Origin of the sequence: Pseudomonas sp. LRF_L74, assembly GCF_965644255.1 — a bacterium.
In the GTDB taxonomy this organism is placed as follows: domain Bacteria; phylum Pseudomonadota; class Gammaproteobacteria; order Pseudomonadales; family Pseudomonadaceae; genus Aquipseudomonas.
In genome coordinates this window covers 260,661-275,760 of record NZ_CBFFRH010000003.1, presented here as the reverse complement: position 1 = coordinate 275,760, position 15,100 = coordinate 260,661, and the positions used below count along the sequence as shown (strand labels likewise).

The 15,100-nt window shown below is 61.8% G+C and carries 10 protein-coding genes; 8 read left to right on the top strand and 2 right to left on the bottom strand.

Features of this window, described 5'->3' with window-relative positions:
- Nucleotides 1-4: 4 nt before the first annotated feature.
- The 6 genes from serC to rpsA all read left to right on the top strand — a co-directional run bounded on the left by serC (nucleotide 5) and on the right by rpsA (nucleotide 8,112).
- Nucleotides 5-1,090, top strand: a complete 1,086-nt coding sequence (serC, locus tag ACSZPK_RS09880) for a 3-phosphoserine/phosphohydroxythreonine transaminase (protein ID WP_437881280.1) — start codon at nucleotides 5-7, stop codon at nucleotides 1,088-1,090.
- Nucleotides 1,090-2,187 (top strand): prephenate dehydratase, encoded by a 1,098-nt coding sequence (gene pheA / locus ACSZPK_RS09875; RefSeq protein WP_437881279.1) that lies wholly within the window; start codon nucleotides 1,090-1,092, stop codon nucleotides 2,185-2,187. Before serC ends, pheA begins: the two co-directional genes overlap by 1 nt.
- 87 nt (nucleotides 2,188-2,274) lie before the next feature.
- Nucleotides 2,275-3,387 carry a histidinol-phosphate transaminase gene (gene hisC / locus ACSZPK_RS09870; RefSeq protein WP_437881278.1) on the top strand — a complete coding sequence of 371 codons (1,113 nt, stop codon included), beginning with the start codon at nucleotides 2,275-2,277 and terminating at the stop codon, nucleotides 3,385-3,387.
- Nucleotides 3,380-5,611 (top strand): bifunctional prephenate dehydrogenase/3-phosphoshikimate 1-carboxyvinyltransferase, encoded by a 2,232-nt coding sequence (locus tag ACSZPK_RS09865; protein ID WP_437881277.1) that lies wholly within the window; start codon nucleotides 3,380-3,382, stop codon nucleotides 5,609-5,611. The genes hisC and ACSZPK_RS09865 overlap by 8 nt, the downstream gene beginning before the upstream one ends.
- Entirely contained in the window at nucleotides 5,608-6,297 is a 690-nt protein-coding gene (cmk, locus tag ACSZPK_RS09860) for a (d)CMP kinase (RefSeq protein WP_437881276.1), read from the top strand. The genes ACSZPK_RS09865 and cmk overlap by 4 nt, the downstream gene beginning before the upstream one ends.
- Before the next feature lie 135 nt (nucleotides 6,298-6,432).
- Nucleotides 6,433-8,112, top strand: coding sequence for a 30S ribosomal protein S1 (gene rpsA / locus ACSZPK_RS09855; protein WP_437881275.1), 1,680 nt, complete (start codon nucleotides 6,433-6,435; stop codon nucleotides 8,110-8,112).
- A 107-nt stretch (nucleotides 8,113-8,219) separates the two neighbouring features.
- On the opposite strand, the gene ACSZPK_RS09850 is transcribed toward rpsA, so the two are convergent.
- On the bottom strand, nucleotides 8,220-11,888 hold the full coding sequence (locus ACSZPK_RS09850; protein ID WP_437881274.1) for a PAS domain S-box protein: 3,669 nt from the start codon (nucleotides 11,886-11,888) through the stop codon (nucleotides 8,220-8,222).
- Between the two features lie 91 nt (nucleotides 11,889-11,979).
- Nucleotides 11,980-12,861, bottom strand: coding sequence for a LysR family transcriptional regulator (locus tag ACSZPK_RS09845; protein ID WP_437881273.1), 882 nt, complete (start codon nucleotides 12,859-12,861; stop codon nucleotides 11,980-11,982).
- A 133-nt stretch (nucleotides 12,862-12,994) separates the two neighbouring features.
- Between ACSZPK_RS09845 and leuC the strand changes: the two genes are divergently transcribed.
- Both leuC and leuD read left to right on the top strand, forming a co-directional pair.
- On the top strand, nucleotides 12,995-14,422 hold the full coding sequence (gene leuC, locus ACSZPK_RS09840; protein ID WP_437881272.1) for a 3-isopropylmalate dehydratase large subunit: 1,428 nt from the start codon (nucleotides 12,995-12,997) through the stop codon (nucleotides 14,420-14,422).
- Nucleotides 14,423-14,433: 11 nt separating this feature from the next.
- Entirely contained in the window at nucleotides 14,434-15,081 is a 648-nt protein-coding gene (leuD, locus tag ACSZPK_RS09835; protein WP_437881271.1) for a 3-isopropylmalate dehydratase small subunit, read from the top strand.
- Nucleotides 15,082-15,100: the final 19 nt, after the last annotated feature.

Below are 15,100 nucleotides of genomic sequence, written 5' to 3'. Positions count from 1 at the left end.
GTAAATGAGCAAGCGAGCCCATAACTTCTGCGCCGGCCCAGCCGCGCTGCCCACCGCCGTACTGGAGCGTGCCCAGGCGGAAATGCTCGACTGGAACGGCCTTGGCGTTTCCGTCATGGAAATGAGCCATCGTAGTGACGAGTATGTCGCTATTGCTGAAAAAGCCGAACGCGACTTCCGCGATTTGCTGAGCGTGCCATCCGATTACAAGGTGCTGTTCCTGCAGGGCGGGGCCAGCCAGCAGTTCGCCGAGGTCGCGCTGAACCTGCTGCCCGAAGACGGTGTTGCCGACTACATCGACACCGGTATCTGGTCGCGCAAGGCCATCGATGAGGCACGTCGCTATGGTGCGGTCAACGTCGCCGCCAGCGCCAAACCCTACGATTACTTCGCGATTCCGGGGCAGAACGAGTGGAAACTGTCGGCCAATGCCGCCTACGTCCACTACGCCAGCAACGAAACCATCGGCGGCCTGCAGTTCGACTGGGTGCCGCAGACGGGGGATGTGCCGCTGGTGGTGGACATGTCCTCGGACATCCTGTCGCGTCCGGTCGACGTGTCGCAGTACGGCCTGATCTATGCCGGCGCGCAGAAGAACATCGGCCCGAGCGGGCTGGTGGTCGTGGCGATCCGCGAAGACCTGCTCGGCCGTGCCCGCAGCGTTTGCCCGACCATGCTCAACTACAAGACCTCGGCCGATAACGGTTCGATGTACAACACCCCGGCGACCTATTCCTGGTACCTGTCCGGCCTGGTCTTCGAGTGGTTGAAGGAGCAGGGCGGCGTCGAGGCGATGGAAAAGCGCAACCGCGCGAAGAAGGACCTGCTGTACAAGGCCATCGACGCCAGCGACTTCTACACCAACCCGATCCAGCTGGCCAATCGTTCCTGGATGAACATCCCGTTCCGTCTTGCCGACGAGAAGCTGGACAAGGCCTTCCTGGCCGGTGCCGATGCGCGCGGCTTGCTCAACCTCAAAGGGCATCGTTCGGTTGGCGGCATGCGGGCGTCGATCTACAACGCCACCGGCCTGGATGCCGTCGAGGCATTGATCGCCTACATGGCTGAATTCGAGAAGGAACACGCCTGATGAGTGAAGCCGATCAGCTCAGGGCGCTGCGGGTCCGCATCGACAGCCTCGACGAGAAGATTCTCGAGCTGATCAGCGAGCGCGCACGCTGTGCCCAGGATGTGGCGCGGGTGAAGATGCAGTCCCTGCCGGCTGGCGAGACGCCGATCTTCTACCGTCCCGAGCGCGAAGCCTGGGTGCTCAAGCACATTATGGAGCTGAACAAGGGGCCGCTCGGTAACGAGGAAGTTGCCCGCTTGTTCCGCGAAATCATGTCGTCCTGCCTAGCCTTGGAGCAGCCGCTCAAGGTCGCCTACCTGGGCCCGGAAGGCACCTTTTCCCAGGCGGCGGCGATCAAGCACTTCGGTAACGCGGTGATCAGCGCGCCGATGGCGGCTATCGATGAGGTGTTCCGCGAGGTCGTGGCCGGCGCGGTGAATTTCGGCGTGGTGCCGGTGGAAAACTCCACCGAGGGTGCGGTCAACCACACCCTGGACAGTTTCCTCGAGCACGACCTGGTGATCTGTGGCGAAGTGGAGCTGCGTATCCACCACCATCTGCTGGTGGGCGATACCACCAAGACCGACAGGATTACCCGCATCTATTCCCATGCCCAATCGCTGGCCCAATGCCGCAAGTGGTTGGACGCGCACTACCCGAACGTCGAGCGCGTGCCGGTTTCGAGTAATGCCGAGGCGGCCCGGCGCGTCAAGAGTGAATGGAATTCCGCGGCTATCGCCGGGGACATGGCTGCCAGCTTGTACGGGCTGGAAAAGCTGTTCGACAAGATCGAGGACCGCCCGGACAACTCCACGCGTTTCCTCATCATCGGTAACCAGGAAGTGCCGCCGACCGGCGACGACAAGACATCGATCATCGTCTCCACGCGCAACAAGCCGGGTGCCTTGCACGAACTGCTGCTTCCGTTCCATACCAATGGCATCGACCTGACTCGGATCGAGACCCGGCCGTCGCGCAGTGGCAAGTGGACCTACGTGTTCTTCATCGACTTCGTCGGCCATCACCGCGACCCGCTGATCAGGGACGTGCTGGAGAAGATCCAGCACGATTCCGTGGCGGTGAAGGTGCTGGGGTCGTATCCGAAGGCGGTACTTTAAACGCTAGCGGCAAGCTGTAAGCCACAAGCTGCAAGTTGAGCGGCGTCTGGTTTCCGACTTGCGGCTTGTAGCTTGAGGCTTGTAACTATGTCTTGCGATTTCCTCGCCCAGGCGGTGCCGGGCGTTCAGAAGCTTTCCCCCTATGTGCCTGGCAAGCCGGTCGACGAACTGGCGCGTGAGCTCGGTCTCGATCCGGCCGGCATCGTCAAGCTGGCCAGTAATGAAAACCCGCTCGGCCCCAGCCCCAAGGCTTTGCAAGCCATCCGCGACGAACTGGCCGAGCTGACCCGTTATCCCGATGGCAATGGCTTCAACCTCAAGCAGAAGCTGGCCGAGCGCTGCGGCGTCGAGATCGCCCAGGTTACCCTGGGTAATGGCTCCAACGACATTCTCGACCTGGTGGCGCGGGCCTGGCTGGCGCCGGGCGTCAATGCCGTATTCAGCGAGCACGCCTTCGCCGTCTACCCTATCGCCACCCAGGCGGTCGGTGCCAAGGGCAAGGTGGTGCCGGCCAAGGACTATGGCCACGACCTCGATGCCATGCTGGCGGCCATCGATGCCGATACGCGCGTGGTGTTCATCGCCAACCCGAACAACCCCACGGGCACCTGGTTCGATGCCGAGGCACTGGAGCGTTTCCTGGCGGCAGTGCCGGAGCGCGTGCTGGTGGTGCTGGACGAAGCCTATATCGAATATGCGGAAGGCGATGATCTGCCCGATGGCCTGAGCTATCTGGCGCGCTATCCGAACCTGCTGGTTTCGCGCACCTTTTCCAAAGCCTATGGGCTGGCCTCGCTGCGCGTTGGTTATGCGCTGTCGTCGCCGCAGGTCGCCGATGTGCTCAACCGCGTGCGCCAGCCGTTCAACGTCAACAGCTTTGCCCTGGCGGCGGCCTGCGCCGCGCTGGATGACGCCGAGTACCTGGCCGAAAGCCGCCGCGCGAACCTGGCTGGCATGCGTCAGCTCGAAGAGGGTTTCGCCGCTCTGGGCCTGAAATGGATACCGTCGCGCTGCAACTTCATTGCCGTCGACTTCGCTCGCGATGCCGCGCCGATCAACCAGGCGCTACTGCGTGAGGGGGTGATCGTGCGTCCGGTCGGGGGCTACGGCATGCCGACTTTCCTGCGCGTGTCGATTGGCACCGAACAGGAGAACGCGCGCTTCTTGGCCGTGCTCGGCAAGGTGCTGGCGGGTGACTGAGGTGGTCAATAGCCAGCCGCTGGAGCGGCTGGTAGTGGTCGGCCTGGGCCTGATCGGCGGTTCGTTCGCCAAGGGTATTCGCGAGAAAGGCCTGTTTCGCGAAGTCGTCGGCGTCGACCTGGATGCCGAGTCGCGCCGTCAGGCCGTGGTCCTTGGCGTGGTCGACCGCTGCGAGACGGACCTGCGTGCCGCCTGCGAGGGGGCGACGGTGATCCAGCTCGCGGTGCCGATTCTGGCCATGGAAAAAGTGCTGGCACAATTGGCGAGCTTTTCCCTGGGCGATGCGGTGCTGACCGATGTCGGCAGCGCCAAGGGCAATGTGGTACGTGCCGCGCGCGCTGCTTTCGGCCTGGGCGCCGTGCGTTTCGTCCCGGGGCATCCGATTGCCGGCTCGGAGCAGAGTGGTGTCGAGGCTTCCAATGCCAAGCTGTTCCGCCGCCACAAGGTGATCCTGACGCCATCGCCAGACACCGACTCCCAGGCGCTGGAGTTGGTCGACCGCCTCTGGCGCGCCCTGGGGGCCGATGTCGAGCATATGCAGGTCGAGCATCACGATCAGGTGCTCGCGGCTACCAGCCATCTGCCGCACCTGCTGGCGTTCGGCCTGGTCGACTCATTGGCCAAGCGCAGCGAGAACCTGGAAATCTTCCGCTATGCGGCCGGTGGTTTCCGCGACTTCACGCGCATCGCCGGTAGCGATCCAGTGATGTGGCATGACATCTTCCTCGCCAATCGTGAGGCGGTGTTGCGTACGCTCGATGCGTTTCGTGATGATCTCGATGCGCTACGCGACGCCATCGATGGTAGCGATGGCCGTCAGTTGCTGGGCGTGTTCACCCGTGCGCGTATGGCGCGCGAGCATTTCGGCAAGATCCTGGCGCGGCGTGCCTACGTCGAGTCGGTGCAGGCGCGGGATAGGGTGTTCGAGGCTCGTCCCGGTGGTGTGCTGAGCGGTAGTATCCGCGTGCCGGGCGACAAATCCATTTCCCATCGCTCGATCATGCTCGGCTCGTTGGCTGAAGGCACCACCGAGGTCGAAGGCTTCCTCGAGGGCGAGGATGCCTTGGCGACATTGCAGGCGTTCCGTGACATGGGCGTGGTCATCGAAGGGCCGCACCATGGCCGCCTGACCATCCATGGGGTCGGTCTGCATGGGCTGAAAGCACCGCCAGGCCCGCTCTACCTGGGCAATTCCGGGACATCCATGCGCCTGCTCAGTGGCCTGCTCGCCGCCCAGCCTTTCGATACCACGCTGATAGGCGATGCCTCCTTGTCCAAGCGGCCAATGGAACGTGTCGCCAGGCCACTGCGTGCCATGGGCGCCAGTATCGAAACCAGTGCTGGGGGCTTGCCACCCATCTCGATCAAAGGCGGACAGCGCTTGCGCGGCAATCACTACGACATGCCGATGGCCAGTGCCCAGGTCAAGTCCAGCCTGCTGCTCGCCGGGCTTTATGCCAGTGGGGAAACCTCGGTCAGCGAGCCTGCTTCGACCCGTGACCATACCGAGCGGATGCTGCAGGGCTTCGGTTACCCGGTTGCCCTTGGCGACAAGCGCACGGCCCTGGTCGGTGGTGGCAAATTGAATGCGACGCACATCGAAGTGCCGGCAGATATATCCTCGGCGGCATTCTTTCTGGTTGCTGCCAGCATCGCCGAAGGCTCCGACCTGCTTCTCCAGCATGTAGGCGTCAACCCTACGCGCACGGGCGTTATCGATATCCTGAGTTTGATGGGGGCCGATATCGCCCTGGAAAACCCGCGTCATGCCGGCGGCGAGCCGGTGGCTGACATCCGTGTACGGGCAGCGCAATTGCAAGGCATCGACATTCCACTGGAACTGGTGCCTTTGGCCATCGACGAGTTCCCGGTGTTGTTCATTGCCGCCGCCTGTGCCAAGGGGCGCACCGTTCTGCATGGGGCCGAAGAGTTACGGCTCAAGGAGTCTGACCGCATCCAGGTCATGGCCGACGGTCTGGCTGCCCTGGGTATTCAGGCCGAGCCGACCCATGACGGCATCATCATCGAAGGTGGCGAGATCGGTGGTGGCGAAGTCTGGAGCCATGGCGACCACCGAATCGCCATGGCCTTCAGCGTGGCAGCACTCAGGGCCTCGGCGACGATTCGCGTGCATGACTGCGCCAGCGTTGCCACATCCTTCCCCAATTTTATCGACCTGGCGGCCCAGGCCGGCATGCAAGTAGTGCAAGAGGCGAAATCATGACCAGTTTGACTCCCGTCATCACCATCGACGGCCCGAGCGGTTCCGGAAAGGGGACTGTTGCAGGCCTGTTGGCTCAGCGCCTGGGCTGGAACCTGCTGGATTCCGGTGCGCTCTACCGCTTGCTGGCCTTTGCCGCCGGCAATCATGGCGTCGACCTGACCAACGAAGAAGCGCTCAAGGTTCTTGCCGCCCATCTCGACGTGCAGTTCATCGCAGCCACCGATGGCAAGGGCCAGCGGATCATCCTCGAAGGTGAGGAGGTGACCGATGCCATCCGCAACGAACAGATCGGCGCGGGGGCGTCCATGGTCGCGTCACTGTCGGCAGTACGCGACGCGCTGCTGCAGCGTCAGCGTGCGTTCCTTGACGCGCCAGGCTTGATTGCCGATGGGCGTGACATGGGGACCGTGGTCTTCCCGGCGGCGCCGCTGAAGATATTCCTTACGGCCAGTGCCGAGGAGCGTGCGCGTCGCCGTTATCTGCAGTTGAAAGGCAAGGTCGAAGGTGTTAGCCTGCCGAGTCTCCTAGACGAGATTCGCGCTCGTGACGAACGAGACATGCAGCGCGCAGTCGCTCCACTGAAACCGGCAGCCGATGCCATTCAACTGGATTCGACCGAACTCTCTATCGAGCAGGTGTTGGAAAAGATTCTCAGCGAGGTCGCCAGTCGCGATCTCGCGGGCTAAGACTGCAATAAGGCGGTCGACAAGGAGGCATACGGGATACCAGTCATCGCCCGTAGGCCTTCTTTTAATTGAACGAACCCGCATTGTCTGGAATGCGGAGCAGGGCGAATCCCCGCCCGATCTACAGGAATCAACATGAGCGAAAGCTTTGCAGAACTGTTTGAAGAAAGCCTGAAATCCCTCGACATGCAACCGGGTGCCATCATCACTGGCATCGTGGTCGACATCGATGGTGACTGGGTTACCGTCCACGCCGGCCTGAAATCCGAAGGCGTCATCCCGCTCGACCAGTTCTTCAACGAACAAGGCGAGCTGACCATCAAGGTCGGTGATGAAGTCCACGTTGCGCTGGACGCGGTTGAAGATGGCTTCGGTGAAACCAAGCTGTCCCGCGAGAAAGCCAAGCGCGCCGAGTGCTGGATCGTTCTGGAAGCTGCTTTCGCTGCAGAAGAAGTGGTCAAGGGCGTCATCAACGGCAAGGTCAAGGGCGGTTTCACCGTCGACGTCAACGGCATCCGCGCGTTCCTGCCGGGTTCGCTGGTCGACGTGCGTCCGGTTCGCGACACCACCCACCTCGAAGGCAAGGAACTCGAGTTCAAGGTCATCAAGCTGGACCAGAAGCGCAACAACGTTGTCGTTTCCCGCCGCAGCGTCCTGGAAGCCGAGAACAGCGCCGAGCGCGAAGCCCTGCTGGAATCCCTGCAGGAAGGCCAGCAAGTCAAAGGTATCGTCAAGAACCTCACCGACTACGGTGCGTTCGTTGACCTGGGCGGCGTAGATGGTCTGCTGCACATCACCGACATGGCCTGGAAGCGCATCAAGCATCCGTCCGAGATCGTCAACGTTGGCGACGAGATCGACGTCAAGGTCCTGAAATACGACCGCGAGCGCAACCGCGTATCCCTGGGCCTGAAGCAACTGGGCGAAGACCCATGGGTTGCCATCAAAGCCCGTTACCCGGAAGGCACCCGTGTTACCGCACGCGTCACCAACCTCACCGACTACGGCTGCTTCGCCGAGCTGGAAGAGGGTGTGGAAGGCCTGGTACACGTTTCCGAAATGGACTGGACCAACAAGAACATCCATCCGTCGAAAGTCGTTCAGGTTGGCGACGAAGTGGAAGTTCAGGTTCTGGACATCGACGAAGAGCGTCGTCGGATCTCCCTGGGCATCAAACAGTGCAAGTCCAACCCATGGGAAGACTTCTCTGGCCAGTTCAACAAGGGCGACAAGATCTCCGGCACCATCAAGTCGATCACCGATTTCGGGATCTTCATCGGTCTGGACGGCGGCATCGACGGTCTGGTTCACCTGTCGGACATCTCCTGGAACGAAGTCGGCGAAGAAGCCGTACGTCGCTTCAAGAAGGGCGACGAGCTGGAAACCGTCATCCTGTCGGTCGATCCGGAGCGCGAGCGTATCTCCCTGGGCATCAAGCAACTGGAAGACGATCCGTTCTCCAACTACGCCTCGCTCAACGAGAAGGGCACCATCGTTCGCGGCACCGTGAAAGAAGTTGACGCCAAAGGCGCCATCATCGATCTGGGCAACGAAATCGAAGCGACCCTGAAAGCCTCCGAAATCAGCCGTGACCGCGTTGAAGACGCGCGCAACGTCCTGAAGGAAGGCGACGAAGTCGAAGCCAAGATCATCAGCATCGACCGTAAGAGCCGCGTAATCAGCCTCTCCATCAAGTCCAAAGACGTCGAAGACGAAAAAGACGCGATGAAAGAGCTGCGTAGCAAGCAAGAAGCTGAAAGCACTGGTCCGACCACCATCGGTGATTTGATCCGCGCGCAGATGAACCAGAACTAAGTTCCGGTGATTCTGGAAAAGGGCGACTTCGGTCGCCCTTTTTCGTTTTTGTATCCTTTGAGCGATCAGCCCCACGCAGTCGAAAAAGGCCTGGCCTGGCGGCGGGCCTACAGGTGGGCGTGGTTCTCTTCCGCCAGCATCTGACGAAACTCTTCCAGCGCTACGGGTTTGCTGAACAGATAGCCCTGATAGATGTGGCAGCCCTGCTGTTGCAGGAACTCCAGTTGTTCAGTCTGCTCGACGCCTTCGGCGACCATGTTCAAATTGAGGCTGCGTGCCATGGCGACGATGGCGCGAATGATCTCGGCGTCGTTGGGGTCGCTGGTGGCATCGCGGACGAAGGACTGGTCGATTTTCAACACGTCCACTGGAAGTCGCTTGAGATAGGTCAGCGATGAGTAGCCGGTGCCGAAGTCGTCCATGGCGAAGGAGATGCCGCTTCTTTTCAGGCGCTGCATCTTGGCAATGGTGTCGTCCAGGTTATGGATGACGATGCTTTCGGTGATTTCCAGTTCCAGCAGGTTTGCCGGCAGATCGCTGTCCAGCACGCAGCGCTCGACGATGTCGACGAAGATGTTCTGCCGGAACTGCCGTGGGCTGATGTTCACGCATACGCGTAGGCCGCCTGGTGCGAGCCCGTCGCGAATCAATTGCGCAACGGCATGGCAGGCCTCGCCCAGTACCCAGGCGCCAACCTCCAGAATCAATCCGCTCTCTTCAAGGATGCTGATGAATTCGGCAGGCGACTGCATGCCCAGGGTCGGGTGGCGCCAGCGCAGTAATGCCTCGGTGCCGATGATGCGGTTGGTCCGGGCATCGACCTGCGGCTGGAAGAACAGTTCGAACTCGCCGCGAGCCATGGCCAGGCGCAGATCGCTTTCCAGGCGTAGCCGTTCACTGGCGGCGGCCTGCATGGTGGTCTGGAAGATCTGGATGGCGTTGCGCCCGGAGTCCTTGGCTCGATAGAGGGCAATGTCGGCACGCTTGAGCAGATCGGCCGGCGTTTCTCCGTGGTCGGGAATCAGGGCGATGCCGATACTGGGGGTGACCTGCAGGCGATGGCCGTTGTGTAGCATGGGTTCGGCCAGTAACTGACGCAGTTTTTCCGCGAGCTGGCGGACCTGGCGGGTGATCTCCGAGCGTTTGCCCGTCAGGCCGGTGACCAGTACCACGAATTCGTCGCCACCCAGGCGCGCTACCGTGTCTTCCTGGCGCACGCTGGCCTCCAGGCGAGCGGTGATCATCTTCAGCACGACGTCGCCTACCGGGTGGCCCAGGGAATCGTTGATGTGCTTGAAGTGGTCAAGATCGAGAAACAGCAGTGCGCCATGCAGGCCGTGACGCTTGAACAGGGTGATCTGCTGGGTCAGGCGATCCATCAACAGGGCACGGTTCGGCAGGTTGGTCAGAGGATCGTGGTAGGCCAGGTGCTGCACCTGTGCCTGGGCTTCTTTCAGTTCGCTGATGTCGCGGGCGGTGAGTAGCAGGCAGGGTTTTCCATCGAGGTCGATGGGCTCGATGGAAACCTCGAACGTGCGCAGGCTGCCATCCCGATGTCGACCTCTCATTTCCATGTGCACCACCCTGCCTTCGTGTTGCAGGTGCAGGCGCATGGCCATGAACTGGTCGGGGTCTGCCCAGATGTTGAATTCATCCGCGGTCCGGCCTATGACCTCATCGGCCGTGTAGCCGGTGAGTCGGGTGAAGCCTTCGTTGACTTCGATGTAGCGACCGCCCTTGGCGTCGTTGATGGTGATCGCGTCGGGGCTGGAGTGGAAGGCCTTGGCGAACTTCTCCTGGCTGGCCTTGAGCGCGGCTTCGGCGCGTTGGCGTTCGGTGATGTCGCGGATCGAGGTGACGATGCATAGCTGGCGGTCCAGATGGATGAAGCGCGCGGACAGTACGCAGGTGAGCTGTCGTCCGTCGGCGGTTCGCAAGTGGGCCATCTCGTTGTTGAGCGTGTGTTCGGCAACCATCTTCTCGACGACCCGGTCGAGCGGATCGCCATCCCAGACATCCAGTTCACGTGCGAACTTGCCGACGATTGCAGACGGCGGCCAGCCGAACAGTTCGGTGAAACTCGGATTGATCTCGATGATCACGCCGTCGCGAACGCGCACGACGCAGACCGGTTCGGGGATCGCCTGGAACAGGTTGACGAAGCGCTCTTCCGACGAGGCTAGTTTTTGCTCGCGCTGAATGCGCTCAGTGATGTCCTTCAGCGCGCCGGAAATGCGCAGCGGTGCCTTCAGGCTGTCGCGATACAGTTTGGCGGTGCTCTCCAGGTAGCGGCATTCGCCGCTGTCGAGCTGGACCCGGTAGGTGACCTGAATATCCTTGCGCTTGCCGTTGATCAAGTCGTCGTAGTGGCTGTAGAGCAACTGGCGGTCGATACGGGGAATGCGCCGGTTGAACTCCTGCGCGGTGCCAAGAAAGGGCTTGGCTGGGAGCTCGTGCAGGCTGGCGGCGCGTGGTGAGGTGTGCAGCACGCCGCTCGGGATATGCCAGTCCCACGTGCCAAGGTTGGCCGAATCCAGGGCCAGGCTCAGGCGTTCCCTGCTTTCGCGCAGGGCCAGTTCCTGGGCGCGCTGTTGGGAAATGTCGCGAATGGTCAGGACCATGGAGCGCAGGCCGTTGGTTTTTGTTTCGCCGCCGAACAGCAGGTTACTGCTGTGCCGACCGTCCCGGCTCGCCAGTTCTACTTCCAGGTTCTGGCACCTGCCTTCGCGTTTGATGGTTTCGATCAGGTGAGTGCGATCCCCGCTATTTACCCATATGCCAAGATCAAGGGATGAGCGGCCGAGGGCCTCTTGTTTGCTCCAGCCGAATTGCCGTTCGAAGGCCGGGTTCATCTCCAGGATGCGGCCGCTTTCCAGCTCGGAAATGACCATGGCGTCCGGGGTGTGGTTGAAGGCGTTGGAAAATTTTTCCTCGCTGGCTCGCAAGGTCGCCTCGGCACGTTGGCGCTCAGTGGTGTCGACAAAGGTGCAGAGCAGGAAGCGCTGGGCGTCGAAGTCCACGGACTGGCTGCTGAGAATGCCGTCGAGGATATCGCCGTCGCGTGTACGCAGCTTGACCTGCTGGATGACCGGGCCCTCCTGCTCGAGTGCTTGGCGCTTTATCGCATCCCGCTGGCTCGGATCGACCCAGAGCCCGAGTTCTTGGGCCTTGTGTTCGCGAATCTGATCCAGGCGCCAACCGAACTGGGTTTCGAAGTGTTGGTTGACTTCGATCACCACGTCGTCGGCGTAGCGCACCAGTACGACCACTGCCGGGCTCATGTGGAACAGGCTGGAAAACCGCCGCTCTGACTTGGCCAACTGTTCCTCGCGATCACGTTGGTTGGTGAGGTCGCGGATCACGCCGAACACGCGTGGCTTGCCGTCGACATCATGCTGCAGGCTGCCACTTATCTCCAGCCAGTGGAGACTGCCGTCAGGCCAGCGAATCCGGTGCTGCAAGGGGCGACCTGGCGGGTTTCCGGCCAGCACGTCGCGAAACAGCTTGAGTACTTGGGGGCGATCCTCTTCGGGAATCAGGTCGGCGTAATCGACCGGGTGTTCCAGTGGCTTGCTCGGGTCCAGGCCGAACAGTGCCTGCGCGCCTCGCGACCAACTCACCGCACCGCTTTCCACATCCCAGTACCAGGCGCCCAGTCGCGCGCCGTAGAGCGCGGCGATCAGGCGGGGGGCGTCTTGCCAGGTCTTTTCGAACTCGGCCGGATCGAGGACGGGAATGAAAGGAAAGGGCGGTTGCTTGTCGTCGGTTCTACTCATGGATTGACCGCCGATTGGTGCCGCGTGCGTTGGCGGCTATTGGGCATGTGGCACATTGTTACCACGGCTCGCGGGTCATTGTCTTGGCAGTCTAGACAAGGAGGCTGCGTTGCTCGTCCAGTAGGGCCATGAATGCGCGGGCGGCATTGGACAGGGTGCGCTCCCGGTGCAGGATGTAGCCCAGTTGGCGGCGCAGTTGAATGCCCGGCAGCGGCAGGCGCGTGACCTGCTCGTCGAGCATGGTGCGCGGCAGCACGCTCCAGGCCAGTCCGATGGAGACCATCATCTTGATCGTCTCCAGGTAGTTGGTGCTCATGCCGATGTTGGGGGTCAGCCCGGCGGCCTCGAACAGGCGCTGGACGATGTGGTGGGTGAAGGTGTTGTCGCCGGGAAAAACCGCCGGGTGGTGAGCGATGTCGGCAAGGCTGGCAATGCCATTGAGGATCAGCGGGTGCTCGGGGGCGGCGACGAAGTCCAGCGGATCGTCCCATACCGCTACGGCGCGTACCGGTTCGCGAGTCTCCGGCGCCAGGGTGATGACGGCCAGTTCGGCACGGCCGTGGAGGATCTCCTCGTAGGCCACTTCCGAGTCGAGGAACTGGATGTCCAGGGCCACCTGCGGGTGGGCGCGGGTGAAGGCGCGTAGGATCGGCGGCAGGCGATGCAGGCCGATGTGATGGCTGGTGGCCAGGGTCAGGCGACCGGTGATCTCGCCGTTCAGGTTGGACAGTGCGCGGCGCGTATCATCCAGCACGTTGAGGATCTGATAGGCCCGTGGCAGCAGGGCGCGACCGGCCTCGGTGAGGTTGATCTCACGGCCGAGGCGGTCGAACAGGCGCATGTCCAGTTGCTGCTCCAGCGAGGCGATGCGCTTGCTCACTGCGGGTTGGGTCAGGTGCAGGCGTTCCGCGGCTTCGGAGAAGCTGCCCGACTCGGCGATGGCGATAAAGGCGTTGAGATTGGCAAGGTCCATTGTGAATTCCAGTTGGTTATCCAATGGATGAAAAATATGAATTGGAGTTATTCATTGCAAGTTTTTATCATCGCCCCATAAGCAGAAGGGCTATTGACCCGGCTGCAGGTAACCCTGATGAGGACATAGCAAGATGGCCGGCAAGACTCTCTACGACAAACTGTGGGAGATGCATGAGGTTAAGCGGCGTGACGATGGTTCGTCGCTGATCTACATCGATCGTCACATCCTCCATGAAGTGACCTCGCCCCAGGCTTTCGAGGGCCTGCGTCTGGCCGGTCGCAAGCCATGGCGCATCGATGCCAACGTCGCGACCCCTGACCACAACGTGCCGACCACCAAGGTCGAGCGTGCGGGTGGCCTCGCTGCCATCGCCGATGAGGTCTCGCGGATCCAGGTCAAGACTCTGGATGAGAACTGTGACGATTTCGGCATCGTCGAATTCAAGATGAACGACGTGCGCCAGGGTATCGTCCACGTGGTCGGTCCGGAGCAGGGCGCGACCCTGCCGGGCATGACCGTGGTCTGCGGCGACTCGCACACCTCCACCCATGGCGCTTTCGGCGCGCTGGCCCATGGCATCGGCACCTCGGAAGTCGAGCACGTGCTCGCCACCCAATGCCTGGTCGCCAAGAAGATGAAGAACATGCAGGTGCGCGTCGAAGGCAAACTGCAATTCGGCGTCACTGCCAAGGACATCGTCCTCGCCGTGATCGGCAGGATCGGCACCGCCGGTGGCAACGGCCACGCCATGGAGTTCGCCGGCAGCGCGATCCGCGACCTGTCGCTGGAAGGCCGCATGACCATCTGCAACATGTCGATCGAAGCGGGCGCCCGCGTTGGCCTGGTCGCGGTGGACGAGAAGACCGTCGCCTATGTCGAAGGTCGCCCGTTCTCGCCGAAGGGCGAAGACTGGGCGCGCGCCGTGGAGGCCTGGAGCGATCTGGTGTCCGATGACGATGCGTTCTTCGACACGGTTGTCGAGCTCAAGGCCGAGGACATCAAGCCGCAGGTCAGTTGGGGCACCTCGCCGGAAATGGTGCTCGCCGTTGACCAGCTCGTGCCAGACCCTGCCGTCGAAAGCGACCCGGTCAAGCGCGACTCGATCACCCGTGCGCTCAAGTACATGGGCCTGACCGCCAACCAGCCGATTACCGACATCAAGCTGGATCGCGTGTTCATCGGCTCCTGCACCAATTCGCGTATCGAAGACCTGCGTGCCGCCGCCGAAGTGGCCAAGGGCCGCAAGGTCGCCAGCAGCGTCATCCAGGCGTTGGTGGTACCGGGCTCCGGCCTGGTCAAGGCGCAGGCGGAAGAGGAGGGGCTGGACAAGATCTTCATCGAAGCCGGTTTCGAGTGGCGTGAGCCAGGCTGCTCCATGTGCCTGGCGATGAATCCGGACAAACTGGGCAGCGGCGAGCATTGCGCCTCGACCTCCAACCGCAACTTCGAAGGCCGCCAGGGCGCCGGTGGTCGTACCCACCTGGTCAGCCCTGCGATGGCTGCCGCCGCAGCGGTGACCGGGCGTTTCATCGACGTGCGCGAACTGATCCAGGCCTGAGGAGATAGATGATGAAAGCCTTTACCCAGCATACCGGCCTGGTTTGCCCGCTCGACCGTGCCAACGTCGACACCGACCAGATCATTCCCAAGCAATTCCTCAAGTCGATCAAGCGCTCGGGCTTCGGTCCAAACCTGTTCGACGAGTGGCGCTACCTGGATGTCGGCCAGCCGAACCAGGACAACTCCAAGCGTCCGATCAACAAGGATTTCGTCCTCAATTTCCCGCGTTATCAGGGTGCCAGCGTGCTCCTGGCCCGTGAGAACTTCGGTTGTGGTTCGTCCCGCGAGCATGCGCCGTGGGCACTGGACGAGTACGGCTTCCGCACCATCATCGCACCGAGTTATGCCGACATCTTCTTCAACAACAGCTTCAAGAACGGCTTGCTGCCGATCATCCTGGCTGAAGAAGACGTCGATGCGCTGTTCGAGCAGGCCGAAGCGACCGAGGGCTATCAGCTGACCGTCGACCTCGCCGCGCAGACCGTCACTCGCCCGGATGGCGTGCAATACAGCTTCGAAGTCGATGCCTTCCGCAAGCACTGCCTGCTCAACGGCCTGGATGACATCGGCCTGACCCTGCAGGATGCCGAGGCGATCAATACCTTCGAAGCACGCCACAAGGCCAGCCAGCCCTGGCTGTTTGGCGCCATCAAATAAGCGTAGAGGAGAGAGCGAG

What these genes read in the sequence shown, in the direction of transcription:
- serC (WP_437881280.1), top strand. Translation starts at nt 5, where the DNA reads ATGAGCAAGCGAGCCCATAACTTCTGCGCCGGCCCAGCCGCGCTGCCC.
- pheA (WP_437881279.1), top strand. Translation starts at nt 1,090, where the DNA reads ATGAGTGAAGCCGATCAGCTCAGGGCGCTGCGGGTCCGCATCGACAGC.
- hisC (WP_437881278.1), top strand. Translation starts at nt 2,275, where the DNA reads ATGTCTTGCGATTTCCTCGCCCAGGCGGTGCCGGGCGTTCAGAAGCTT.
- cmk (WP_437881276.1), top strand. Translation starts at nt 5,608, where the DNA reads ATGACCAGTTTGACTCCCGTCATCACCATCGACGGCCCGAGCGGTTCC.
- rpsA (WP_437881275.1), top strand. Translation starts at nt 6,433, where the DNA reads ATGAGCGAAAGCTTTGCAGAACTGTTTGAAGAAAGCCTGAAATCCCTC.
- ACSZPK_RS09850 (WP_437881274.1), bottom strand. Translation starts at nt 11,888, where the DNA reads ATGAGTAGAACCGACGACAAGCAACCGCCCTTTCCTTTCATTCCCGTC.
- ACSZPK_RS09845 (WP_437881273.1), bottom strand. Translation starts at nt 12,861, where the DNA reads ATGGACCTTGCCAATCTCAACGCCTTTATCGCCATCGCCGAGTCGGGC.
- leuC (WP_437881272.1), top strand. Translation starts at nt 12,995, where the DNA reads ATGGCCGGCAAGACTCTCTACGACAAACTGTGGGAGATGCATGAGGTT.
- leuD (WP_437881271.1), top strand. Translation starts at nt 14,434, where the DNA reads ATGAAAGCCTTTACCCAGCATACCGGCCTGGTTTGCCCGCTCGACCGT.